This window comes from Mycobacterium sp. 155 (assembly GCF_000373905.1).
Taxonomy (GTDB): Bacteria; Actinomycetota; Actinomycetes; order Mycobacteriales; family Mycobacteriaceae; genus Mycobacterium.
Window position 1 is genome coordinate 1,430,346 of record NZ_KB892705.1, and the last position, 23,056, is coordinate 1,453,401.

At 63.7% G+C, this 23,056-nt stretch carries 26 protein-coding genes; 7 read left to right on the top strand and 19 right to left on the bottom strand.

The window, feature by feature from the left end; translation table 11 throughout:
- Positions 1–46 precede the first annotated feature (46 nt).
- Genes B133_RS0106550 through B133_RS0106560 form a run of 3 tightly spaced genes read right to left on the bottom strand, consistent with a single transcriptional unit; the run spans position 47 to position 3,764 of the window.
- Positions 47–1,825: an ABC transporter ATP-binding protein gene (locus B133_RS0106550; protein WP_018599927.1), complete on the bottom strand. Its 1,779-nt coding sequence runs from the start codon at positions 1,823–1,825 to the stop codon at positions 47–49.
- Positions 1,822–3,513, bottom strand: a complete 1,692-nt coding sequence (locus tag B133_RS0106555) for an ABC transporter ATP-binding protein (protein ID WP_018599928.1) — start codon at positions 3,511–3,513, stop codon at positions 1,822–1,824. Before B133_RS0106555 ends, B133_RS0106550 begins: the two co-directional genes overlap by 4 nt.
- Complete coding sequence (locus tag B133_RS0106560) at positions 3,510–3,764, bottom strand: MbtH family NRPS accessory protein (RefSeq protein ID WP_026256060.1); 255 nt, start codon at positions 3,762–3,764, stop codon at positions 3,510–3,512. The genes B133_RS0106555 and B133_RS0106560 overlap by 4 nt, the downstream gene beginning before the upstream one ends.
- Positions 3,765–3,935: 171 nt before the next feature.
- Here B133_RS0106560 and B133_RS0106565 point away from each other — a divergent pair, with 171 nt between their 5' ends.
- Positions 3,936–4,895, top strand: coding sequence for a methionyl-tRNA formyltransferase (locus B133_RS0106565; RefSeq protein WP_018599930.1), 960 nt, complete (start codon positions 3,936–3,938; stop codon positions 4,893–4,895).
- On the opposite strand, the gene B133_RS0106570 is transcribed toward B133_RS0106565, so the two are convergent.
- The 4 genes from B133_RS0106570 to B133_RS0106585 are packed head-to-tail and all read right to left on the bottom strand — an operon-like array spanning position 4,885 to position 8,670.
- On the bottom strand, positions 4,885–5,760 hold the full coding sequence (locus B133_RS0106570) for an ABC transporter ATP-binding protein (RefSeq protein ID WP_081618189.1): 876 nt from the start codon (positions 5,758–5,760) through the stop codon (positions 4,885–4,887). The two genes, B133_RS0106565 and B133_RS0106570, sit on opposite strands and share 11 nt — an antisense overlap.
- Positions 5,757–6,821 (bottom strand): iron chelate uptake ABC transporter family permease subunit, encoded by a 1,065-nt coding sequence (locus B133_RS0106575; protein WP_018599932.1) that lies wholly within the window; start codon positions 6,819–6,821, stop codon positions 5,757–5,759. Before B133_RS0106575 ends, B133_RS0106570 begins: the two co-directional genes overlap by 4 nt.
- Positions 6,818–7,858: an iron chelate uptake ABC transporter family permease subunit gene (locus B133_RS0106580; RefSeq protein WP_018599933.1), complete on the bottom strand. Its 1,041-nt coding sequence runs from the start codon at positions 7,856–7,858 to the stop codon at positions 6,818–6,820. The genes B133_RS0106575 and B133_RS0106580 overlap by 4 nt, the downstream gene beginning before the upstream one ends.
- On the bottom strand, positions 7,855–8,670 hold the full coding sequence (locus tag B133_RS0106585; protein WP_018599934.1) for a siderophore-interacting protein: 816 nt from the start codon (positions 8,668–8,670) through the stop codon (positions 7,855–7,857). Before B133_RS0106585 ends, B133_RS0106580 begins: the two co-directional genes overlap by 4 nt.
- Before the next feature lie 125 nt (positions 8,671–8,795).
- Here B133_RS0106585 and B133_RS25285 point away from each other — a divergent pair, with 125 nt between their 5' ends.
- Positions 8,796–8,996, top strand: coding sequence for a WhiB family transcriptional regulator (locus B133_RS25285; RefSeq protein ID WP_369751486.1), 201 nt, complete (start codon positions 8,796–8,798; stop codon positions 8,994–8,996).
- 256 nt (positions 8,997–9,252) lie between these two features.
- Positions 9,253–9,465 (top strand): DUF664 domain-containing protein, encoded by a 213-nt coding sequence (locus tag B133_RS0106590; protein ID WP_018599935.1) that lies wholly within the window; start codon positions 9,253–9,255, stop codon positions 9,463–9,465.
- Here the strand turns inward: B133_RS0106590 and B133_RS0106595 are convergent.
- Together B133_RS0106595 and B133_RS0106600 are read right to left on the bottom strand one after the other, a co-directional pair.
- Positions 9,454–9,990, bottom strand: coding sequence for a cysteine hydrolase family protein (locus tag B133_RS0106595; RefSeq protein ID WP_232423261.1), 537 nt, complete (start codon positions 9,988–9,990; stop codon positions 9,454–9,456). The genes B133_RS0106590 and B133_RS0106595 overlap by 12 nt on opposite strands.
- Before the next feature lie 500 nt (positions 9,991–10,490).
- Entirely contained in the window at positions 10,491–11,129 is a 639-nt protein-coding gene (locus B133_RS0106600; RefSeq protein WP_036418983.1) for a cutinase family protein, read from the bottom strand.
- A gap of 584 nt (positions 11,130–11,713) precedes the next feature.
- On the opposite strand from B133_RS0106600, the gene B133_RS0106605 reads away from it, so the two are divergent.
- Positions 11,714–12,607, top strand: coding sequence for a phenylalanine 4-monooxygenase (locus B133_RS0106605; RefSeq protein WP_018599938.1), 894 nt, complete (start codon positions 11,714–11,716; stop codon positions 12,605–12,607).
- Positions 12,608–12,707: 100 nt separating this feature from the next.
- On the opposite strand, the gene B133_RS0106610 is transcribed toward B133_RS0106605, so the two are convergent.
- Positions 12,708–13,307: a TetR/AcrR family transcriptional regulator gene (locus tag B133_RS0106610; protein WP_232423262.1), complete on the bottom strand. Its 600-nt coding sequence runs from the start codon at positions 13,305–13,307 to the stop codon at positions 12,708–12,710.
- A 42-nt stretch (positions 13,308–13,349) separates the two neighbouring features.
- Between B133_RS0106610 and B133_RS0106615 the strand changes: the two genes are divergently transcribed.
- On the top strand, positions 13,350–14,180 hold the full coding sequence (locus B133_RS0106615; RefSeq protein WP_026256063.1) for an alpha/beta fold hydrolase: 831 nt from the start codon (positions 13,350–13,352) through the stop codon (positions 14,178–14,180).
- 19 nt (positions 14,181–14,199) lie between these two features.
- Here B133_RS0106615 and B133_RS0106620 read toward each other — a convergent pair whose 3' ends face one another.
- Both B133_RS0106620 and B133_RS0106625 read right to left on the bottom strand, forming a co-directional pair.
- Positions 14,200–15,024 carry a class I SAM-dependent methyltransferase gene (locus B133_RS0106620; RefSeq protein ID WP_018599942.1) on the bottom strand — a complete coding sequence of 275 codons (825 nt, stop codon included), beginning with the start codon at positions 15,022–15,024 and terminating at the stop codon, positions 14,200–14,202.
- 131 nt (positions 15,025–15,155) lie between these two features.
- Positions 15,156–15,611, bottom strand: a complete 456-nt coding sequence (locus B133_RS0106625) for a DUF1942 domain-containing protein (RefSeq protein ID WP_018599943.1) — start codon at positions 15,609–15,611, stop codon at positions 15,156–15,158.
- Positions 15,612–15,855: 244 nt separating this feature from the next.
- Between B133_RS0106625 and B133_RS0106630 the strand changes: the two genes are divergently transcribed.
- Positions 15,856–17,052: a DUF480 domain-containing protein gene (locus B133_RS0106630; protein ID WP_018599944.1), complete on the top strand. Its 1,197-nt coding sequence runs from the start codon at positions 15,856–15,858 to the stop codon at positions 17,050–17,052.
- Positions 17,053–17,120: 68 nt separating this feature from the next.
- On the opposite strand, the gene B133_RS0106635 is transcribed toward B133_RS0106630, so the two are convergent.
- Positions 17,121–17,282, bottom strand: coding sequence for a pyruvate ferredoxin oxidoreductase (locus B133_RS0106635; protein WP_157625793.1), 162 nt, complete (start codon positions 17,280–17,282; stop codon positions 17,121–17,123).
- Between the two features lie 195 nt (positions 17,283–17,477).
- Between B133_RS0106635 and B133_RS0106640 the strand changes: the two genes are divergently transcribed.
- Positions 17,478–17,852, top strand: coding sequence for a cellulose-binding domain-containing protein (locus B133_RS0106640; RefSeq protein WP_081618277.1), 375 nt, complete (start codon positions 17,478–17,480; stop codon positions 17,850–17,852).
- Positions 17,853–17,997: 145 nt separating this feature from the next.
- Here B133_RS0106640 and B133_RS0106645 read toward each other — a convergent pair whose 3' ends face one another.
- The 6 genes from B133_RS0106645 to B133_RS22420 are packed head-to-tail and all read right to left on the bottom strand — an operon-like array spanning position 17,998 to position 23,013.
- Positions 17,998–18,696 (bottom strand): urease accessory protein UreF, encoded by a 699-nt coding sequence (locus B133_RS0106645; protein WP_018599948.1) that lies wholly within the window; start codon positions 18,694–18,696, stop codon positions 17,998–18,000.
- Positions 18,677–19,162 (bottom strand): hypothetical protein, encoded by a 486-nt coding sequence (locus B133_RS0106650; RefSeq protein WP_018599949.1) that lies wholly within the window; start codon positions 19,160–19,162, stop codon positions 18,677–18,679. Before B133_RS0106650 ends, B133_RS0106645 begins: the two co-directional genes overlap by 20 nt.
- A gap of 9 nt (positions 19,163–19,171) precedes the next feature.
- A complete protein-coding gene (locus B133_RS0106655) occupies positions 19,172–19,957 on the bottom strand; it encodes an urease accessory protein UreD (RefSeq protein ID WP_018599950.1) in 786 nt (261 codons plus the stop codon).
- Positions 19,954–20,574 (bottom strand): urease accessory protein UreG, encoded by a 621-nt coding sequence (gene ureG / locus B133_RS0106660; RefSeq protein WP_018599951.1) that lies wholly within the window; start codon positions 20,572–20,574, stop codon positions 19,954–19,956. Before ureG ends, B133_RS0106655 begins: the two co-directional genes overlap by 4 nt.
- A gap of 13 nt (positions 20,575–20,587) precedes the next feature.
- A complete protein-coding gene (ureC, locus tag B133_RS0106665) occupies positions 20,588–22,309 on the bottom strand; it encodes an urease subunit alpha (protein ID WP_018599952.1) in 1,722 nt (573 codons plus the stop codon).
- Positions 22,310–22,311: 2 nt separating this feature from the next.
- Positions 22,312–23,013 (bottom strand): urease subunit beta, encoded by a 702-nt coding sequence (locus tag B133_RS22420; protein WP_018599953.1) that lies wholly within the window; start codon positions 23,011–23,013, stop codon positions 22,312–22,314.
- Between the last annotated feature and the right edge of the window lie 43 nt (positions 23,014–23,056).

The following is a 23,056-nucleotide window of genomic DNA, read 5'->3' on the forward strand; positions in this document are numbered from 1 at the left end:
TTCATACCTAAAGTGCCGTGATCTGTCTGTGGTTCGCACACCGGGGTCAGTTGTGCTTGCTCCAGGCCTGCCAGAGCCGCGCATACCTGCCGTCGAGTGCGAGGAGTTCAGCGTGTGTGCCGTTTTCGACGATTCGCCCGTTGTCCATGACCGCGATCTGATCCGCCGTCGCGGCCTGGGTCAGCCGGTGAGCGACGATCAGGGTGGTTCGACCGGCGGTCGCGGCGGCGGCGGCATCCTCGAGTTCCACGGCATGAGCGCTACCGGCCTCAGCGGTCGCTTCGTCGAGCACCACCACCCGTGGATCGGCCAGTACCAGTCGGGCCATCGCGACGTGCTGGGCCTGCGCAGCTGTCAACGCCACACCGTGTTCGCCGACCAGGGTGTCCAGGCCATCCTCGAGGGCCTGCACCCATTCGCGGGCGCCGACGGTGTCCAGTGCGGCCCACACCTGCTCGGCGTCGGCATCGGGTGCCACCAGACGCAGATCGTCGATCAGCGGCCCGGAGAACACGTGAACGTCCTGGGTGATGGTGGCCACCCAGCGCCGTAGCTCCTCGCGGTCGATGTCGGATACCGCGACCCCGCCGATGCGGGCTGTACCCGACGTCGGGGTCAGCATGCCGGCGACGATCGCGGCCAACGTCGTCTTGCCCGCGCCGGTGGTACCGACCAGGGCACACCGGCTGCCCGCGGCGACACGTAACGAGACATTGTGCAGCACTTTGGGTCCCACGCGATAGGCGTACGAAACGTTGTTCAATTCGACGTCTGCGCCAGTGGGCGCATCCGCTGAGACGGCGCCGTTGCGATCCTCACCTGGCATCCGCAGGTCGATGATGCCCACCAGCCGGCCCAGACTGGCTGAGGCGGACTGGATCTCGTCGAAGTTGTACATCAGTTCACCGATCGGGTTGAACAACCGGTGGAACATCAGGGCAGCGGCGGTGACCTGTCCGACCGTGATGTCACCCGCGCGGACCAGCAGGAAACCGGCCACCAGGGTCGCGGTGAGGCCGATGAACTCGGCCCGGTTGACCCGGCCGACCAGGCGGGTGAAGAAAGCGAACACCGCGATCGAAATGTCGCGTGCCCGTGCCGACGCCCGGTCGATATCGGCCAGATGCCGATCGTGAATCTCATAGGCATCGATGGTCTTTGCGCCCTGAATCGACTCCACGGTCACTTGTGCCCGGCTCGCTATCGCCACCCGCTCCTGGGCGTACATCGGCGCTGAACGTGGTAGGTACCACCACAGGCCTGCGACATACGCGGGGATGGCCAGGGCTCCGGCCAGTCCCAGGCGCCAGTCGATACTGGCCATGCCGGCCAGCGTGACCACACCGAGGAACAAGCCGTTGAGGATCATCGGCAGCACCTGTGACACCGTGCGCGCAACCACCGCCACATCGGGCCCGACCCGCGACAGCAGATCGCCGCGTCCGCTTTCCTCGATCAAGGTGGCCGGCAGATTCAGTGCCCGGTGCAGCACCTGCTCACGTAGGTCCGCCAGCATTTGTTCGCCCAGCCGGGTGGTCAGGTAGGACGACAGCCCGGTGCCCAGCCCACCGACCGTCGCAGCCACCGCGATGACGGCCGCCAAGGTGACCAAGCCCCCAGCCGTGTCGCCCCGATCGGCCCGGTCCACCAGGGTGCCCAGCAGATAGATAGGCAGAACCGCGGCTCCGGCGGCCGTCAGGCCGACCACGATCACGGCGGGCAACTGAGCGCGGCGTCGGCGCAGATCGGCAAGCAGCCAGCTAGCGGACCGCTTGGCGGTGGCGACCGGAAGTACCGGCGGCGTGATGGGTTCGTCGGAGATCATCGTGTCACCAGGTCGCGGTAGTGATCATGGGCGTCCACCAGATCCCGGTGCGTGCCCTCGCTGTGCAGGTGCCCGCCGGTCACGAGTAGCACGCGGTCCGCGGCCGCGAGCAACGCCGGGCTGCTCGTGAACACGATTGTTGTGCGGCCGGCTACGGTGCGCAGCTGCCGAAGGCCGTCGGCGATGGCCTGCTCGGTGACCGCGTCGACGGCCGTGGTCGGGTCGTGCAATACCAGGACTTCGGGGTTCACCAGCAAGGCGCGGGCCAGGGTCCAGCGTTGTCGTTGGCCACCGGAGAGGCTGGAACCGCGTTCGGCCACGGGGTGGGCGAGGCCGTCGGGATGCAGGTCCACCACGTCGACGGCGCACGAGGCTCGCAGGACTTCTTGAATCCCCTGTACATCCGGGCCGGTCACCTTCAGATTGGATTCCAGCGTGCCGGTGAACAATGCGCTGAGATGGTGTTCGACCAGCAGGTGATTGCGGCGTTGACCCGCCGGAATCTCGGTGATGCGGCGTCCTCCGACGCGGACTGTGCCGGCCTGCTCGGAACGCTCGTAGCCAGAGAGCAGTTCGATCAGGGCGGTTGCGTCGCGGACGTCGGTGGTGAGAACCGCGACGAACTCGCCGGGCGCGACGTCGAAGGACAGATCGTCGAGGCTGGCGTGCGAGGCGTGCTGTACCGACAGAGCGCCGGGTGCGACACCGGGGTCGGCGGCCGGGGTCTCAGCGGGGGCGTGCCGGGTGGGCGCGTTGAGGACGTTGGCCACGCGGTTGGCCGATGCCCGGGCCTCGGCCACCCAGCTCGGCACGATGGCCAGCAGCGAGAACGGCTCGATGAGGAACTGTGCCAGGCCGATGACGGTGATCAGTTGGCCCACCGAAAGGTTGCCATGGATGGCGAAATATGCGGCCAGTACGGCGACGGCCATGGCGGTCAGGGCCCCGGCGGCAGCCGCGACGCCTTGGTGCACGCTCTGGATACGTGCGGCCCGCAACGTGGCAGACAGCGCCCGGCGGCTGGCCCGCCGGTAACGCGCAGCCGCATTGGCTTGGGCGCCGATGCCCTGCAGGGGGCGGTGGCCGCTGATCAGGTCGGTGGCCAGCGCTGTGGCGCGGCCGATCTCGGCCTGTTGGTCTTCCACCCGACGCGCGATCAGCGGTGCGGTTAGCTGCAGGCCGATCACCACGAGGGGTACGCCCACCAACACCATCAGGCCCAGCGGCAGGTAGATGGTGAGCAGCACGGCGCCGCACACAATGGTGCCCACCACTGCGGCGGCGATGCGCGGAATGTAGTCCAGCAGGTAAGAGACGTTGTCGGCGTCATCGGACGAGATCGAAAGCAGCTCCCCGACTTTGTATTCGGTTTCGACCCCGGCCGGATCGAGAATCTTGGTGCTGGTCTCGACCCGCAGCAGATGAGATTCGCGGGCGATGGCGAACATCAGCAACCGTGCACCATAGCGATAAAATACGGTGAGTACTAGGAAAAGCGCGGCAAGTACCGTAATCCAGCGAATTATCGCCGAGGTACTTCCGGTGGCCACGGCCCGGTCGACGATGATGCCGATCAGTACCGGTACCGAGACCTCGCATAGTTGGTGTAGCGCGATGAGGCCGGTACCTGATATGAGCCACTTGAGGTTTCGGGTCACCGTGCGTCCGAGGACGCCGGCTCCGGTCACGCCGATGACACTGCGTCAGACGCGGTCACCGAGTGTTCCATGTGCTCGCGCAACGAACGTGGCCGCATGTCGGTCCAGTTTTCTTCGACGAAGCGCAGTGCATCGTCACGTCCGGCACCGTCGGGAGCACCGAAGACCACAGCCCACCCGGTGGGGGTGTCGGCGAACACCGGCCACAGCGAGTGCTGGTCCTCGTCGTTGACGAGCACCAGAAAGCGGCCATCCTGGTCGTCAAAAGGATTGGTAGACAAGGTGTTCCTCCCGTACGTTCTCGGTCACCGTAGTATCGGAGGTGACTCGGTGGTGCCGTACCCTGTTGGCGTCGTCGGCGCTCACCCTGAATCCCCCCTACAGCCGCACGGCATGGTATCAAAGGTTAGGCTTACCAATATCCGAAGGAAACAGGTTTAGGGGAGGTTCGTGTGCGGGTCGTCATGTTCGGCTATCAGACGTGGGGACACCGCACGCTGGAAGCGCTACTGAAATCGCGCCACGAAGTGTGCCTGGTCGTCACACATCCCACGAGCGATCATGCTTACGAATCGATTTGGGCGGACTCCGTCGAGGATCTGGCTCGTAGCGCGGGTATCGAGGTATTCCTGGCCAAACGTCCGACTCGGGAACTGAACGACAGGGTCGCGGCCTTGGCACCCGATATCGGGGTGGCCAACAATTGGCGTACCCGGCTCCCACGGGAGCTGTTCGGAATTCCCACCCACGGCACGCTGAACCTGCACGATTCACTGCTACCCAAATTCACCGGTTTTTCGCCGGTCATTTGGTCGCTCATCAGCGGCGCCAGCCACACCGGGCTGACCGCCCATTTCATGGACGACGAACTCGACACCGGCGACGTCGTATTGCAGCGCGCGGTCGAGATCACCCCGGTCAGTACCGGCACCAGCCTGGTACTCGATACGCTCGACCTGGTCCCGGAGGTGCTCGACGAGGCGCTGGATCTCATCGAATCCGGCGCTGTGGCACCGGCGCCACAGGATCTGTCCCAGCGGACGTTCTTCCACAAGCGTTCCGATGCCGACAGTCTGGTGAACTGGTCGTGGCCGGCCGCCGACATCGAGCGCTTTGTTCGCGCTCTGTCGGATCCGTACCCCAACGCCTACACCTATTTTCGCGGTGAACGCCTCAGGCTGATCTCCGCCCACGTATCCCGCTGCACCTACGGCGGCACACCCGGACGGGTGTTCATCGAGGAAGACGGTGGCATGGTGATCGTCGCCGGGGCCGACGCGTATCGCGGTCAGTTACCGGGTCTGGTGCTCGACGTGGTCCGCACCGACGACGGTCGCGATCACCGCGCACTCGAGTACTTCGAGCACGGCGGCGGATATCTCACCGCGGCGCCCGAACTGATCACCGTCTGACGGTCCGGGTGTATTGAGATGCCCGGGGCACGATCAACGGCGTCCCGGTCTGCGGATCGTCGATGATCTGACACTGCAGCCCGTAGACCTCGTCTACCAACTCTTCGGTCATCACTGTGCCTGGAGCACCCTGGGCCACAATGTGTCCCGATTTCATTACGATGAGCTGATCGGCGTATCGACAGGCCTGATTGAGATCGTGCAAGACGGCCACCACTGTTCGGTTGTGCTCGCGGTTGAGCATCACGAACAGATCAAGCAGATCAACCTGGTGCGCAATGTCCAGATATGTGGTCGGTTCGTCGAGCAGAATCAGCGGGGTTTGTTGGGCCAGCACCATCGCCACCCAAACACGTTGGCGCTGACCGCCAGACAGCTCGTCGACCAGCCGGGCGGATAGTTCGGTGACCCCGGTGTACCGCATCGCGTCGGCAACGGCTCGGGCATCCTCGGCTGACCACTGACGCAGTACCTTCTGATGCGGAAAGCGGCCGCGGGCAACGAGATCGGCCACCGTGATGCCTTCTGGGGCGATCGAGCTCTGTGGTAGCAACCCGAGCCGCCGGGCTACATTCTTGGTGTGCAGCGATGCGATGTCGTGGCCGTCCAGGATCACCTGTCCCGCCGCAGGTTTGAGTAGCCGAGCGAATCCGCGCAGCAGCGTGGACTTTCCGCACGCGTTTGGGCCGACGATTGCCGTCACGCGGTCGGCGGGGATGTCAACAGACAGCTCCGTGATGATCGTCCGATCCTCGTAACCGATCGACACGGTGCTCGCTTGCAGCGTGACATCAGTCTGCACGACGCTCGAAGCCACAGTCGAATTCGCGATTGAGTTCACGGGGGTTCCGCCCTCTTTAGTCATGATCGGCGCCGCGCCTGGGTGAACAGCAGGTACACCAGATACATCCCGCCTACCGACACAGTTACCGCGCCCACCGGCAGCTCGTTGCCGGTGAACACGTGTTGGGCGGCGATATCGCTGGCCAACAGCAGCACTCCTCCCATTGTGGCGGCCGGCATCAGCGCCACGCCCGGACTTGCGGTGAGCCGGCGCGCGATCTGCGGCGCCGCCAGGGCCACGAACGAGATCGGGCCAGCCGCCGCACACGCCAGCGCCACGAGCGCCACCGCGGCCACCAGGTACGCCAAACGGGTCCGTTCCGGTGAGACTCCCAGGGCGCCGGCAGCGTCGTCACCCATCTGCAGCACGGGCAGCTGTGGACCCAGGCTTAGCAGGACCGCGGTGACGATCACCAGGCACACCGTCATCGGCACCACCTGAGCCCATGTCAGTCCGTTGAGGGTGCCCTGCTGCCACACTGCGGCCGTCACCGCGGTGTGGTGGTCCAGTTTGATCACCACCCATTGGTTCACGGAGTTGAGCACTGCACTCACTCCGATTCCGACCACGATCAGCCGGTAGCCCGCTAAGCCGTTGCGATAGGACAGTGCATACACCAGCACGGCGGTTATCAACCCGCCGGTCAACGCACCGGCGGCTACGGCGTAATAACCACCGCCGGTGGCGGCCAGCACCGCCAGCGCACCGGTGTACGCACCCGAGTTCACCCCGATGATGTCGGGACTGCCCAGGGGATTTCGGGTCAGTGCCTGGAATATCGCGCCGGACACACCGAGTGCGGCACCTACCAGCAGGGCCATGAGCATGCGTGGCATGCGCCAGTGCAGCACCACGACCCGGTCGAACGAGGAGTTCGTGCCGACCAGCACCCGCAACACGTCTGTCGCCGTGATCGAGTACTTGCCGATCCCGATGGCCAGCACAGCGGCTGTCGCGGCGCCGAGCAGCAACCCGGCCACCACCGCCACTGCCCGCCATGAGGCGCGCGCCGAGACCGTGCCGATTACGGGCAGGCCGAGGCGCACCACGCATTGCCGCTTTCCGAAATCGATCACGGTCATGTCCGGTCGCCTCTTGACTTACGGATCAGCCAGATCAGCACCGGCGCGCCCAGGAAGGCGGTGACGATCCCTGCCGGCAGTTCGGCCGGCCGAATCACCACGCGGCCAAGGATGTCGGCGCCGAGCATCAGGGTGGGGGCCGCGACAGTGGCGTAGGCCAAGATCCAGCGCCAATCCGGTCCGGTGAAGCGGCGCACCGCATGTGGAACCATCAGCCCGACGAATCCAATTGGCCCTGCGCCTGCCGTGGCCGCGCCGGCCAACAGAGTCACCGCTATCAAGCTGAGCGCCTGTGTGCGGGCCACGTTGCCGCCCATGCTCGTGGCCAGATCGTCGCCGAGCGCGGCGATGTTCAGCGAGCGCGACACCACGACACACAACACAACCCCGACGGCTATGAAGGGCGTGATCGCCACGGCCACCTGCAGCGGTCGTCCGTCCAGCGCCCCGGCGTCCCAGAACCGCATGTTGTCGAAGGCGCGGGGATTGCGCAGCCGGATGACGAAGCCGATACCGTCCATCACCGCGGCAATCGCCACACCGGCCAGCAGTACCCGAACGGGAGTCACCGGTGAGCGTCCAGTCATTCCGACCAGATAGACCATCACCATGGCGAACAGGGCACCCAGGAAGGCGAACCCGATGTAGGTCCAGATGCCGCTGAACCCCCAGAACGCAATCGCGGCCACGACGAACAGGGCCGCACCGGAGTTGATCCCGAGGATTTCCGAATCCGCGAGCGGGTTCCGTCCGACGGCCTGGATCAGCGCTCCGGACAGTCCGAGGGCCAGACCGACCAGAAGCCCCAGCACGGTGCGGGGGATGCGCAGGTCGTGCACGATCCACTGATCACCCACATCGTGGTAGTCGGTGACGGCGTGCCACACGGTTGAGAGCGCGACGTTCTCGGTGCCGATGGCGAGGCTGGCGACGCAGACTGCAGCCAGCAGTACGACAGCCACCGAAAGCCCTACCACGCGGCCGTTGCTGGTGATGCGCTTCCGCGGGACCGGGACCTGCGCGAGCGCCGAGCTCAAAGACCCACTCGTTCCAGGGCATCCTCAAATTCTTCGAACGCCACCTTGTCACCTTTTCCATCGGTCAGTGCGCGTTCATAGACCGGCAGCACGTCGTTTTCTACCGCGGCGAACCTGGCATCCCAGGTTTCAGAGTCGAACCGCCAGTAACCGGTGATGTCGTACTGATCGCGGTCGAAACCGAGACCCCGCAGATATTTGCGGACTGCCCGAGACTCCGCGGCCTCTCCGGCGAACCAGCAGTATCCCCGTCCGTCCGGCAGCGTCAGCTCGCGGACCAACGCACTCAATCGGCTTGGGGTGTGTCCGTTTCCAGTGCCGACGCTGGGGATGACGGATACTTGCGGATGTGCGGGCAGGTAGTCCAGGTCTGTGCGTTCGGCGACCTCGGCAATGACGGTGACCGGCACGGCGGCGCCGAGCTCCTCGATGATGCGTGCGGTGGCCGGTAACCCGGACAGGTCGGTGACCAGCAGCTGCCACTCGGTGGACGGCTCGGGCCGATACCAGAACCGGGCGTGGTCGAGTCCGATCCGGTCCCCGCTACGGGCTTGTTGCGCCCACGCGGTGCCCAGACCGCGTTCGTGGAGCAGAACGTCGAGATCGATGATGTCGCCGCGTTGGGACCGCACCGAGTAGTTGCGGCCCTCGGCATCGGAATCTGGTCCAGAGTCCGAAAAGTACACTCCCACGGCGGAATCGCCAGCCTGCTTCACATCTAACGCCGCTGGATCGTGGATACGCAGGGTGACCCGGACGAGTCGAGGATTCAGCACTTTCGTCTCGATGACGGACGCCTGCGAGTGACTCACAAGGCTTAGGTTAACCTAACCAAATTCTGTGTGAATCGATTGTGGACTGACCGAGTGTCGTGAGGAGCTGGTGTGCGACTGCCGTAACGCTTGCCCAGCCCAATGCAGACCATTGAGGCTGGCAGATACGGGCACGGTGGTGCAGTTCTCACACGCTGTCGATCGGTGAGACATTCGGGGTGTGGGGCGGTTTGTCCGGACGGGATCGGGAGCGCCTCTTGGCGGGAAGTAACCGCGGTTCTCATGACGGCGGTCGTTGCCGATGCATGTATTTACGCAGTTACTATGAGCGCGAAATGCTCTGCTGCACTGCAGATTTGACGTAACTGTGCAATCCGCAACCAAGGTCTGCGGTAGCCTGACCTAGGCTGCCGACTTACTGGCAGGCCTGTGGGTGTCGTTGGTGGCCCCGTTCACCACCGCTCGTGTGCAGTCCACGCGGTGGGTGAATCTCCTTCCCGGTCGTTCTCTCGGACCGGCCGCTTCATCCTCAAGATCAGTCGGTGCGTCGCCATCTCGTGCTGCTCAACCACACCGATACAGCTGCAATAACCGAACCGTACAACGGACGGAGGAAAGACCATGAGTACAAACCGAATTACCGAAGGTGCCGAGCGAGTCATCATCGAGAACATGCTCGATCACAACCGCGAAGCGCTCATCGAGACCGTGCGCGGCCTATCTGATGCTGACGCCCGCCGACAACTCGTTGCGTCACTGACGACACCGATTTCACTGATCAAGCATGCAGGTCACGGCGATATCCTTCGCGAACAGATCGTGTCAACCCGCTAGTTCGCGCTGCACGTCGTCTGTCGTCGTAATTTCGATCAGTGGGCCGAACAGCGCCATAGCGTCCAGTGCTCGCTGATGATCGGTATCAGTGACGCCTGCGCACGCATCGGCGACGACTTTGACGTGTATGCCGGCATCAGCTGCCGCCAGAGCGGTGGCCAATATGCAGCAGTCGGTGGACACGCCGGTCAACACCATCCCGTGTCCATCTGGAATGGCCGCTGCCAATTGCGGACCCCACTTACCAAAGGTCGTCATGGTGACAACTGGGCATGACCAGTCGGCGAAGTCAGCTGACAGGCGGTACAGCGGATCGTCGTCGGGCAGCAAGGCGAAGGGCCAACGACGGTAGTATCCGGCCCACATGCCGGCGGGTTCGACGGGCGAAATGAAGCGAGTGAGTACGACCCGGTCGTCAAACAGGGGCCTCAGCTGACAGATTCGGCGCGCAGCCTCGTCATAGCGGGGGACGAACCATTCGCTCTCTGGCAGTCGAAAGGCTTCTTGCATGTCGATGGCAACCAACGCGTACCCGTCAACCCTGTCAACCATGTGGTTTGCTCACTCACGTTGTGTAGTCCCGCGTAGCCAAACGGCGATCGGAATTAGCGGCAGACTACCATACTAGAACCGCCCTCCGGGCGGGAAAGCTGCATATCAAGCGATGTCGTGCGCGTTGCGCGCACTACTGTTCGCCGCTACTGGGTGAAGCAGGGTAGGGAAGCGGTAATTGTTGGGCCAGTTGACTTCTGATGACAAGTCCGGGAATCGGATGAAGCTTGGTCGCCCCTGCGGAGACCGGTGCCACGGCTCGCATCAGTTTCAGCCTGCATGTCTCACTTGACGCTTCTGGCATGCAAGAAGCGTCATTGTCGTTAGCTTTATGTGATCGCAACCGCCTGGCGGCACGCCCACGCCAACGCGCGAAAACCATTATCTGGCAAGATAACTCGACATCAGACCAAGCCCATGCCAATTTCCATGCAAAATCGAGGCTAGTACGCGCCGGGAATCCTCGTTCGTCGCTAGAACCGGCTGGCGGCGAATCGGGCGGCTTGGTCGACCATGCCGTTGGCGATGTAGGAGTTGTGTGCGCTGGTGGGCGGCGCGGGTGGTCCACCGTTGCAGACAGTGTCACCGGTCGCGCACAGATCGATGGTCTTGGGTACATACAGCGGGCCGATTGTGATCAGTGGTGCCCCGGCGTCACTGAGGAACTGGTTTGAGGGTTTGCCGAACAACGTCACGGCAGCGACGTGGTCGGCAATTTCCGGTGGCATCGGAGGCGGTACAAAGGCCGCAGGGACACCCGCCGGGATGTCGGCTGAGGTGGAGAACGCCGCCACGGCAGCACCCTGCGAGAATCCGCCAAGCACCATTTTGGTGGTGGGGCAGTCAGCGGCCATTGCCTGGATGTGGTTGGTAGCGTCCCTGATTCCGTCGATGACCGTGAGGGCGAACTGGATGCCGTCGGCGAAGTCGGCGCTGGCCTGGTAGTTCACCGGGTACACGCCGACCGATTTCGCGCCGGCCTTGGCGCGTAGAGAATCGACGAATGCCTGTCCGACAGCACCAACACCGGGCGGCTCACCAGTTCCGCGAGCGAACACCACTTCGGCGTCAGGGCATGGGTCCGCGTTGGCAATCGGTCCCGGGGCATTCATCAGCGCCAGTGCGATGAACACGACTACGAGCACGCTTGTGAATCTGCGGGTCCCCTTATCGTTGGGTGCCGCAGGGGCTTCGGTGCAATCGTTTGTGTGCATACAGAGAGCCCTTTGCGCCATGTCGGAGTGTCGATCGCCTGGTTTCGATGTTACGCAGGGGATAACACGGTAATGCCGTGCATGCCTCCACAGGATCGTGACCGCACGTGAGGAGGTGAGACCCATGGACGCTGTAACCCTATGGGTGCTTCCACTCGTGTTCGCGGTTTGGCGATCGAGGTAGGTATCTCCGGGAGCGTCTTCCCCGGCATCCCGGGCGGGCCGACAACACACTTGCGCAATGACGTGAACACGTATCGGCGGGCAAACTTGCACCCATCCCAGCCTCCACGACAAAGACGCGCTATATGCAAATTCGGCGACGTGTAAAGCGCACATCCGTCGATCACCCCAGGGGCGGCATATCCTGGTTCACAGGATCAGAAATCCGGCCCAGACGGCTGCCGCTATGACACCCCATAGCGACAGCCCACTATGAACGACGCCGCTTTGTGCGACGCCCGGACATCCGGGAGGCAGCGATGTTCGAAGAAGGTCAGCTTTATGCTCTGGTGACGCGCTCGGGAGATGACGTCACCGTTCATCTGGCCGCCGACCATCCGGGTGCTGTCGACCCGGAGTACCGGGTCCGCCGCAACGCCCTCGCTGCGCTGGCCATGGATTGGCAGCCTGGCACACCGCCACCAGTCGCGACCTATACCGACGCCGAACAGGAGGTCTGGCGCATCGTCTGCACCGAGCTCCGCAAGCTGCACCGGCACCGAGCCTGCGCCGTGTATCTACAGGGCCGGGAGCGACTCCAACTTCCCGAGGACCACATCCCACAGCTCGTTGAGGTCAACGAGATGCTCGGGCCCCTCACCGGCTTTCAATACGTACCAGCAGCCGGGCTTGTACCGCTGCGTGAGTTCTACGGATCCTTGGCTGACGAAATTTTCCACTCCACCCAGTACATTCGGCACCACTCCGTGCCTCTGTATACGCCAGAGCCCGACCTGATCCACGAGGTAGTCGGACACGGCAATTGTCTGGCTCATGATCGTTTCGCGGCTCTGTACCGGCTGGCCGGATACGCGGCTCGACGTGTGCAAACGGCTGAGGCACTGGAGTTCATCTCGAAGGTCTTCTGGTTCTCCTTGGAGTTCGGAGTGGTACGCGAGCATGGCGAAGTGCGCACCTATGGCGCCGGCCTGCTTTCCTCGTACGGGGAGATCCAGCAGATCGAAGATGCCGAACTACGGCCGCTGGACGTCGGCCGGATGGGTGTTCAGACATACGACATCACGCACTACCAGCCGGTGCTCTTCTGCGCCGAGGGATTCAACGAGATCGAAGACGTGATCGGCGCGTTTTTCTCCGATGTTGATGACGATATGGTGCAGCGCCTGGTGCATGACGCTTCCGCGCCAGCCTGAGCGCTCCGTCGAGACACTGATGGAGAAATCGTCAAGACCTGTGGATCGGGTGTTTGACCACCCGAAGCGGGCATGTTGACCCGAGTCTTCGGGAACCGGGTCAGCCGTTGCAGCGCAGGCCTTCGAGTAGGCGGCGCACGGCCGCGCCGATGTCTTGGCGGGCGTGAAGCGGATTTTCCGCTCCGGCTATCGCCGCCACCGCCTGGTTGCTGAGCCCCATGAGGAGTTGCGCGAGGGGCGCCACCGGCTGGGGCGCGAGCACGCCGTGTTCGAGGAGGAGAACCAGGCCGGCCTGGATGTTGGCGATGGTGTACTGGGCGTTGCGCTCCTGCCACTTTCGCCATCCGAGCACGGCGGGAGCGTCCACGACGCGGATGCGCTGAAGCGGCTCATCGACTGCGGTGTCGAGCACCGCCTCCCACCCGGCCATGAACACCGACCACGGATCCTCGCCGCGCTCGATGGCCGCACTCGCCGCAGCACGGACCTGCGAGCTGACCTGTAGGTCGGCGCGATCGAAGACCTCTTCAAACAGCGCTGCCTTGTCGGCGAAGTGGTGGTAGAGCGAGCCACGGGTCACGCCGCTGCGGCGGACGATCTCCTCGGTACCGGTTTGGTGATACCCACGCTCACCGAACAACTCAGTCGCCACTGAGATGAGCCGTTCGCGCGCATTCTGGGTTTCCTTGACCATAGCCATACAGTCTGTATGTTAGCACCATACAGACTGTATGGAGGTGTCATGAACGCCCAAGCCACCAATTCCGATCTGGTGTCCACTTGCCTTGGGACGCTGCATATTGCGCGCTTCGGTGCGGGCCCACCGGCCGTGTTATGGCATAGCCTCTGGGTCGATTCGCGTAGCTGGGGTCCGCTAGTTGACGCATTCGCCGGCCATCGTCAGGTGGTGACGATCGACGGACCCGGATATGGCCGCAGCAGACCAATTCACCGTGACTTCACTCTCGACGATTGCGTGCAAGCCGCTTGCGAGGTGATTGATCAACTCGGACTCACCGCGCCGGTGGATTGGGTGGGCAATGCGTGGGGCGGGCATGTCGGGATCACGCTGGCGGCTGCCCAGCCACACCGATTACGCAGCCTGGCGACCATCGCCGCACCGGTCGTTCCGGTCGGACGGACCCAGCGCTTGACGCAAACGTATCCACTTGCGTTGCTTTACCGACTGCTGGGCCCGCACCGTTTGCTCACCAAGGTGCTGTTCGACGCGCTACTCGGTTCCGATGCGATTGCGGCACAGCCTGATCGGGCCGCGGAGATGGTGGCTGCCTTCCGAGCGGCCGATCGCGAATCGATACGACGGACCATCCGATACATGCACCATTGGCGCCCGCTCACCGACAAACTCCCGGCCGTCACCGTTCCGACCGTGCTGATCACCGGCGACCTCGGCGATCAGCACTGGCGACCAGCCGACGCCCAGGCGGCCGCCGCGATGATGCCCGCCGCGCGCGCAGTGGCCGTGACCGGCTCGGGACACGTCGGCCCGCTGCTGCTCGACGTCGATCAAATCGCCAGTACCGTCATCGATTTCTGGAAATCGATCCCCTAGTGCCCGGCACTGTTCGGTATTACCGGCCACTGCCGAGCCGAAAGAGGTTGAGCTTGTAGCTGTTCACCATGGGCGGCACCAGTCGGGCCAGAAGCGGCATGCCGTATCGGTAGCGTAGCGGCCAGTTTTTGGCTATCTCCGGTTGCGGCTGGGCGAACGTGCGAGTCTCGATCAGCTGCAAACCCCAGTCCTCGAGGCAGCGGGGGTCGTCGCAGATCCATTGCATCCGAGCGGCCAACGATTTCATCGCCCCGTTGCGATGCTGGTTACGCATCATTACGGCCCCGCCGGTATCGAAGGCGATCAACGAGCCGTCAAAGTGACCGGCGAGTTGGGTGAGGACCGTGCGCACTTCGTCCTCTGGCAGATAGAGCAAGACCGCTTCGCTGACAAACAGGTACGGAGATGGCGCGGCGGCGATTGTGTCGAACCAATCGGTATCGAGAACCGAACCGGCCAACATCGTGTATCGGTCCTGGTCGGTAAAGAACCGGCGCCGGAGCGCGATCGAATCAGGCAAGTCGACGTCGAACCAATGCACCTCACCGTTGTCGAGCCGGTCGAAGCGGGTGTTCAAGCCTGTCCCGAGTTCGACAACCGTCGCCGCAGGGTGAGAGCGAAGAAAGTGCTGCACCCACCCATCGAAAATGGCGGTCCGAAGCACCGATCCGGGCAAGGATAGCCCTTTGAACCGGGTGAAGTCGTAGTCGATGGTTTCGACGAGCTGTACCGCTCGCCGATCGTTGAGCACGGGATGGCGTGACGTGGCATCAGAGGCTCGACCAAACAGCGGAATGAGCAATGTCTCCTGCACATCGCCGAGATCCGGCTTGATCTTGCTCACCCTCGTGCCCCCGATCCACAGGCCTTAGCATCGACAGGCGCAAGGCCCGCCCAACGAGATTAGGCTAACCTAACTGCTCGATTGAATACGTGGCTACGCCAGTGCACTAGGGCGCAGGTGCGGCGCCGTGTCTAGCCCTTCCAAACCACCTTGTCGGTTCCCCCGGCATCCCGATAGACAACGCTGTCGGGCGCCGTTCCGCCTCGCACGTCGAAGTAGATCCGACCAGATGTTTGGGCGCCCGGCGCGATCGGTTGGTTGGGAAGGCCGTCCGTCTGGTTTCCCTTCATATCCGCGTAGGTGGAGCTGTTGACAGCCCGCGCGTTGAAATCGGAAATGTTCGGGGTCGGAGAGCCGCTCACAGCTTGGGCCGTTACATCCGAGTACCACACGCCGTCGTTGTGACCGCTGGGCTGCAGGTTGCTCACCGTGTAGTCGATGGCGCCACCTGCACTGGGAATCTCTGCCGTTTGGCCGAACTGCAGTGTTTCCGGGTCGGCCACCGCCGGTATCGCCGAAACGATTCCGGCCGCCGCGATTCCAGCAGCAACTGCCGTCGTTTTCAATGCGATCTGCGAGAACGTCATGTGAAGATCCTTCCGTCATATTCCTGTTGTCCAGGAGTGATTGCCTTCTGGTTCGTTCAGGCGTATCCAAAGTCGGCCGTTTCAAACCTGTCCGGCGTAGCCGAAAGTCAAGTTGTTGACACGTGAGCGCTTTGCCGATGCCGTCGGCGTCAGGTGAGCGTTTACACGCGGGAGAGAGCTAGGGAACGGCACTGAGGCGATGAAGCCGACCACGATACGGACCGTGCGGAAGTAGGGTCTGCTCATGGACCTCGAGCCGGTCGAGCAGCGGATTCTGGGCAGCCTTCTGGAGAAACAGGTCACGGTTCCTGCGTCGTACCCCCTCACACTCTCCAGCCTTCGCACCGCCTGTAACCAGACCAGCAGCCGTGAGCCGGTGATGGACCTCGAGGAGCGGACGGTGGAACTGACGGCTCGCGCACTCAAGGACCGGGAACTGTTGCGCATCGTGTGGTCTGACACCGGACGGCGCACCCTGAAGTATCACCAGACTCTTTCGGAGATCCTCGATCTTGCTGACGACGAGCGCGCGGTGCTCACCGTGCTGCTCCTGCGTGGGCCGCAAGCCCCTGGTGAGTTGCGTACCCGGACCGAGCGGCTGTACCCGTTCGCCGACCGCGCCGCGGTCGAGGCGTGTCTGGAACGGATGCGCAAGCGGGACCAACCGCTGGTGCGGCGCCTCGATCGGCGGCCAGGTCAACAGGACTACCGATGGGTGCATGAGCTGGGACCGGTCGAGACGGGGGAGACGCCCACGCGGCCTGCCGTCGATCGTGAAGTTCCCATCGCGGACTCGCCAGAAGCGCGCGACGACCGAGTGCGGGCGACCTACGGTGTCGCGGCTTCTACTTACGCGCGTGAGCTGTCCGACGAGCTCCGCGGACTGCCATTCGAGCGCTGGCTACTCGACCGTGTGGCGGTGGCCGCCGGCGACTTACCGGTCATGGATGCGGGCTGCGGTCCCGGTCACGTGACGGCATACCTGGCCGCCGCTGGCGCTGACGTGCAGGGGCTCGATCTCAGCCCGGAGATGGTCGTCGAGGCACAACAGCGGCATCCCGACGTCGGTTACGAGGTAGGCGATCTGCGGCAGCTGATGCGTCCGGCGGCCGCCGTCGGCTGGGGAGCCGTACTCGGGTGGTACTCCCTCATCCACCTCGCAGCATCCGAACTGCCCAGTGCTATTGCTGCCCTGGCTCGGCCACTCGCATCCGGCGGGTTGCTTGTGCTTGGGTTGCACGCGGGTGACGACGTACGCCGGGTGACCAGCTGGCTCGACATCGAGGTGCCGGCACTGGACATCGTGCTGCACGACCCGGCCGCCGTCATCGCGGCGGTGGGAGCGGCAGCACTTACCGACGTCGAGTGGTATCTCCGCGGACCGTACGAATGGAACGGCGAGACCACCCAGCGGCTGTACGTCGTGGCCCGCCGGGCCTGACGCGAGGGTGAGGCGGTTGGGCGCGCCCGGATAGATTCACCCACCACGGGTACGCAGCATGTCTTGCTCTACGGTCGCAGGATATCGGCCGGGGAGACGGTTTTGACGAATGCGCGTGCCACGGCGGCAAGCTTGCTGTCGGCGGTGGCACGCGCGTCCGCCTGCAACTGGGTTAGTGCGATGTACTCGGCCTGGTAGGTGTCCGGCCAGTTCATGACAAATGTTGTCATGCCCGCACCTTCGCATGAGGTTGCATGGTTCAGGGCGGAACGAGGCAAAAATTTCGTGACGGTTTCAGTTGAGCAAAGGTCCTGCAGCCCACCCTCGATATGAAGGTCGACACCGTCTCGTTGGCTTTAGTGTTAGTTGCTGTGGTCGAACTGGGCAATTGTGTGAAGCGCTGGCGCACAGCGTTTCACATAACGATGTCGGCATTGATGGCTGCCACTCTCGGACTTGCCATCACGCCCGTGGCTCATGCGGCCGCGGCCGCGGCGACCTTATCGGTGACATCGACGTGGCAGACCGGTTTCATCGCCCGCTTCGTCATCACCAATGCGAGCGCGGTACCGCTCACCGATTGGAAGCTTGAATTCGACTTGCCGGCGGGCGAATCCATCTCGCACACGTGGAGCAGCACCCTCACGCAATATGGTACGCACTATGTTCTCGGCCCCGCGAATTGGAATCGCATCATCGCGCCGGGTGGTACAGCAACGGGTGGTCTGAGAGGTGTGCTGACCGGTCCCTACTCGCCACCGTTGAATTGTGTGCTCAACGGGCAATACCGTTGTACATAGCGGTGACTGCGCACCGAAGCTCGACCGCTCCGATTGCGTTGCCGTCTACTGGCCGGGCGGAAGGTCCACGGGCTTAGCGAAGACGCCGACCGCGAAAGTCGTCGGGTTCGCGTCTCCCTGAAGCGTCGTCACCATCGCGATCGGCTCAGGTGGCGAACAGTCTCGATGTCCGTTCCTCATGACGCATACCGCTGATTTCCAGGGCGGGTGTTGTGCTGGACAGGTCGTGTAGCGGGCGCTCGCACGCCTCCTTTGATAGCTGAACAGCCAGTTCGGCGGCATGGAGCTGGATGCGCTGGCTCTGCAGCGGGCCCAACCGGCCCAGCCGCACTGCGGCGCTGAGCAGTGCGGCCATCATCGATTGCATCGAACCGAGCACGGCCATGTGTTGGGGGATACCAAGCCGAGATTGCACCGCGCCGTCGACGACCGCCGCGTGACCCGGAAAGGTTCCATCGACCACCCCAGCGATATACGGGTCCTCGTCTACCATGCCGATATCGGTTGCAGTGGCTGCGAGTTGACGCCCGATCGATGTTGACGCGGTCCTGACGTTGCCGTAAAGCTTGTACGAGGCAGTCAGCTCATCGAGTTCGGCAAGATGGTGTGGGTGGTCTGACATTCGCCAGGCGTGAGCGGTTATCGTGGCATCCAAGGGGGCGTGGCCATGGATGAGGTAACCGAGCACGGTGGCCTCTAGGGTGTCGGCGTCCGCCTCGGGGTGGCCGGCCAGCCATTCCTCCAATCCGTGACTGTGCACCAACCGTCCTGCGGGAAAAGCGCTGTCGTGCAATTGCATCCACAGTGCCGCCCCGACATCCGGGTCAGTGGTGATGGCCGGCATGGTTATCCGCGGAGGTTCGGGACCAACCGTTGCGGGCCATTGCGACGTCGCCCACTTCGCCGACGAGGCCCATGTCGGCGAGCAGGTGCTGGGCCGCGTGGGCACTGGTGAACAGGGGTGCGGTCAGTCCGTCTTCGTCTACGTCGACCGGGGCGTGCTGGTTGCCGAGCACGTGACCGAACATCAGTAGAGCGCGACCGGTGTTGTCCGCGAATCGGACTCGGATGGCCGGTTCGGGAGGACGCCGTACCACAACGACGTTGACCCCATCGTCGCTGATCACCGCACCGTCGTTCAGGAAGCTGCCGCGGGGGAGCTGGATCAGCACCTCCAATCCAGAGTCGGTAGTGACACGTTGGCGGTGTTTACTGGCATCCCCCCAACCGATATCGGCGTGATGCACCTTGCGTCCGCTGAACTCTGGGTCGGTCGCGGTGCCGAGAATGGCGTCGGCATTCATCATCATAGGCACCTTTCAGTGCTGCAGGACCGCGTCGCGTACGGCGGCGTGGACAGTCTCTTGGGCATTTCGTAACGTCGGTGCGCGGTCTGCGGTGATACGAGCAAAAATTCCTGCACCACAGGGTAATTCGCCGACACCGCCCCGCACGTCCGGCAGGCCTGCGAGTGCCTTGCGGACCACGCTGGTCACAGCTGGGCGACCCGGGGTGAGCACCATCATGGTCGCGACATAGTCGCCGTCGAGAAACGGCGCGACCGACGGGGTGAACCGTTGTCGGTCACGTGCTATCACTTGCCCTTCACTGCGCACCGTAACGGCGAAGTCGCTGGAGGCGTAGCGGAACCGCTCGCCGTGGGCGATCCGGCCGGCGGCCACGGCTTCCCACCCGATATACGTCCCGGTCGGCGAAATATCGATGTCGAGCTTCTGGTCGAATACGGAATCTGACTGCGGTATCACCGTTTTGGGCAGGTACTCCAGGATGGCGTCGGAGCATACGGTGAACTGCAGCCGATGCCTGGCGCCCGGACCGTCCCCGGCGTACACCTGAGTGGCGGCCTGCGTGGTGAGCAAGAGATGGGATCCCGACGCGCACACCGCGGTGGTGCACAGGTTGTCGTCGGAGAAGGTCCCGCCGCTGGGGCTCTGAATACACAGCACCGCAGCGAGCGGGAACCTCTCATCGGAATGCAGGACGGTGGTGACCCGCTGCGGATACCGCTGCCGAAGCTTGCTGATGCGGGTACGCCCGGTGTCGTCGGTGCCGACGTGTACGGTCAGCTCACCGGGTGCGATCACGCGTGGCCCGGGACCAGCATGGCGCCGTCCAACAGGATCTCGGTCAATTCGGTCAGTCCCTGGCCGGAGCGCAGGTCGGTGAACACCGTCGGCTTGGTCGGCCGGGCGATGTCACAGTCGCGCCGCATTCCGTCGAGATCGGATCCCACCAGTTCAGCGAGGTCGATCTTGTTGACCACCAGCAGATCTGCTTGCAACAGACCGATACCCTTCTTACGCGGGATGTCATCACCGCCCGCCGTGTCGATGACGAAAATCCAATAGTCGACCAGGTCGGAGGTGAAGGTGGCTGCGAGATTGTCGCCGCCCGACTCGATGAGGATCAGGTCCAGGTCGTCGAATTCCGCGGCCAGTTCCCGCGCGGCGGCCAGGTTGGCCGACGGATCCTCCCGGATCGCGGTGTGCGGGCACGCCCCGGTCTCCACGGCCCGCACCCGACGCGGGTCGATGACACCGCTGCGCCGGACACGCTGGGCATCCTCGTCGGTCACCAGGTCGTTGGTGATCACCGCGACACCGAGACCTCGACGGATGAGTTCGGGAACCAGCGTCTCCACCAGTCGGGTCTTGCCGGACCCGACTGGACCGCCGATACCGATACGGATCACATCACTCACGTCGTATTCCTGTCTACTTCAGCGTGTAACGTCGGCCCAGCGGGACGGATGTCATCGGGGTGCTGGTGCACTCCTCGCCGTCCACGATCACGCGGTAGGTATCGGGTTCGATCGAGATGTCGGGCAGGTAGTTGTTGTGCAGTAGATCGGCCTTCGTCAGGGACCGGGCACCGCGGCAAGCGACCAGCGGGGTCTGCAGATCCAGCTTGTCCGCCAGTCCGCCGGCGATGGCGCCCTCGGCGACAAAGTTCACCGACACATCTGCCGGGGTGCGCCCGTAGGCCGCCCACTGCGGACGGTATCGCAGCGGCTCGCAGGTCATCAGCGAGGCATTGGCCTCACCCATCACCGACCAGGCCGGGAATCCGCCCTTGAACACCACCTCGGGGCGAATACCGAAGAACTTCGGCTCCCACAGCACGATGTCAGCCAGCTTGCCCGGTTCCAGTGAGCCGATCTCATGGTCGATACCGAAGAGCTTCGCCGGGTTGATGGTCAGCTTCGCGATGTAGCGGAGAATCCGAGCGTTGTCGGAGGGCAGCCCGCTGGTCACATCCTCGGGCAGGGGCCCGCGGGTGGCCCGCATATGGGATGCCAGTTGCCAAGTCCGCGCGATGCTTTCACCGATCCTGCCCATACCCTGGGAGTCCGAGCCCATCGCCGAGATGGCACCGAGATCGTGCAGCACATCCTCGGCTGCGATCGTCTCGCGGCGGATCCGGGACTCCGCGAAGGCTACATCCTCGCGGATGCGCGGGTTGAGATGGTGGCACACCATCACCATGTCCAGATGTTCGTCGAAGGTGTTGAGCGTGTACGGATTTGTCGGATTGGTCGACGACGGCAGGCAGTACGACTCACCGACCACCCGCATGATGTCGGGTGCGTGGCCGCCACCGGCGCCCTCGGCGTGGTAGGTGTGGATCGGCCGACCGTTGATGGCGGCCATGGTGTCCTCGAAGAACCCCGCCTCGTTGAGGGTATCGGAGTGGATCTGCACCTGCAGGTCCAGCTCGTCGCCGGCATCCAGGGAAGCGCGGATGGCTGCGGGCGTTGCGCCCCAGTCCTCGTGGATCTTGTAACCGATGGCGCCCGCGAGCCCCTGCTCGATCAGCGGTGCGGTGCTCGACGCGCTGCCGTTCGCGAGGAAACCGAAATTCATCGGGAATGCCTCGGCTGCCTTCAACATCCGGGCCAGGTTGGTCGGCCCCGAGGACGTGATACCCACCGTGACGGGACCGAGGCCGCCGCCGATCATCGTGGTGATGCCGCTGGAGATGGCTTCCTCGACCAGTCCTGCGCTGTCGAAATGAACGTGAACGTCGATCGCGCCGGCTGTGGCGATCATGCCCTCGCCGGAACGGATATCGGTGCCGGCGCCGATGACAAGTTCGGGATCGACACCGGCCATCGTGCGGGGGTTGCCGGCCTTTCCGATCCCGGCGATACGACCGTTGCGAATTCCGATGTCGGCCTTACGGATACCCAAGACCGCATCGATGATCAAGACGTTGGTGATGACGAAATCCAACGCACCTTCGGCATTGGTGACATCGCCGTGCACGGCCATACCCTCACGCATGGTCTTGCCGCCACCGAAGACGGCCTCATCGCCGTACACCGTGGCGTCGGCCTCAACCTTGGCCAACAACTCGGTGTCGGCCAAGCGGACCCGGTCGCCGACCGTGGGTCCGAACAGTTCGGCGTAGCGCTGACGGCTGATCCGGTGCGTCATTGTCACACCTCCGAATCGAGAAAGCCGTTGGCGTGCAGATTGGTCATGAGCTCTCCACTCGGTTCAGTCTTGGTCGGGCCGTTGGTCATGTCGTTCTGTCCGATGACGATCTGCTCGCCCGCGTATTGCGTCAATGAAACATTTTGTGCCTCACCGGGTTCGAAGCGCACTGCGGTTCCCGACGGGATGTCCAAACGCATTCCGAAGGCGGCGCGACGGTTGAAGCGCAGCGCCCGGTTGGCTTCGAAGAAATGAAAATGCGAACCCACCTGGATGGGCCGGTCGCCGGTGTTTTCGACCGTCACCGTTGCGGTCTCCCGGCCGGCGTTGAGCTCCAGATCACCTTCGGCAGCGAGGATTTCACCGGGAACGATGGCGAGTTCGGCGGCGGTCCTGGTGCCCGGCGTGATCGCGTCGTGCACGGTGACCAGCTTCTGTCCGTCCTCGAAGAATGCTTCGACCTGGACCGAGCCCAGCAGCGTACGCACGCCGGGCAGTACATCGTCGTCGGTCAGCAGGCTGGCACCGTGGGCCGCGGCCTCGGCAACCGTGGCGCCCGCTCGGGCCGACTCGGCTACTTCGTCAGCGATCAGCGCTCGGGCCTCGGCGTAGGTCAGGGCCAGGCCGGCAGCTCGACGTTTACGGGCCAGTTCGGCGGCTAGAAACAGCAGCAGCCGGTCTTCGTCCTTGGGTGTTAGATGCATGATGTCAGCCCGTCAAACCCGTTGCCCAGAGACATTTGTGCAG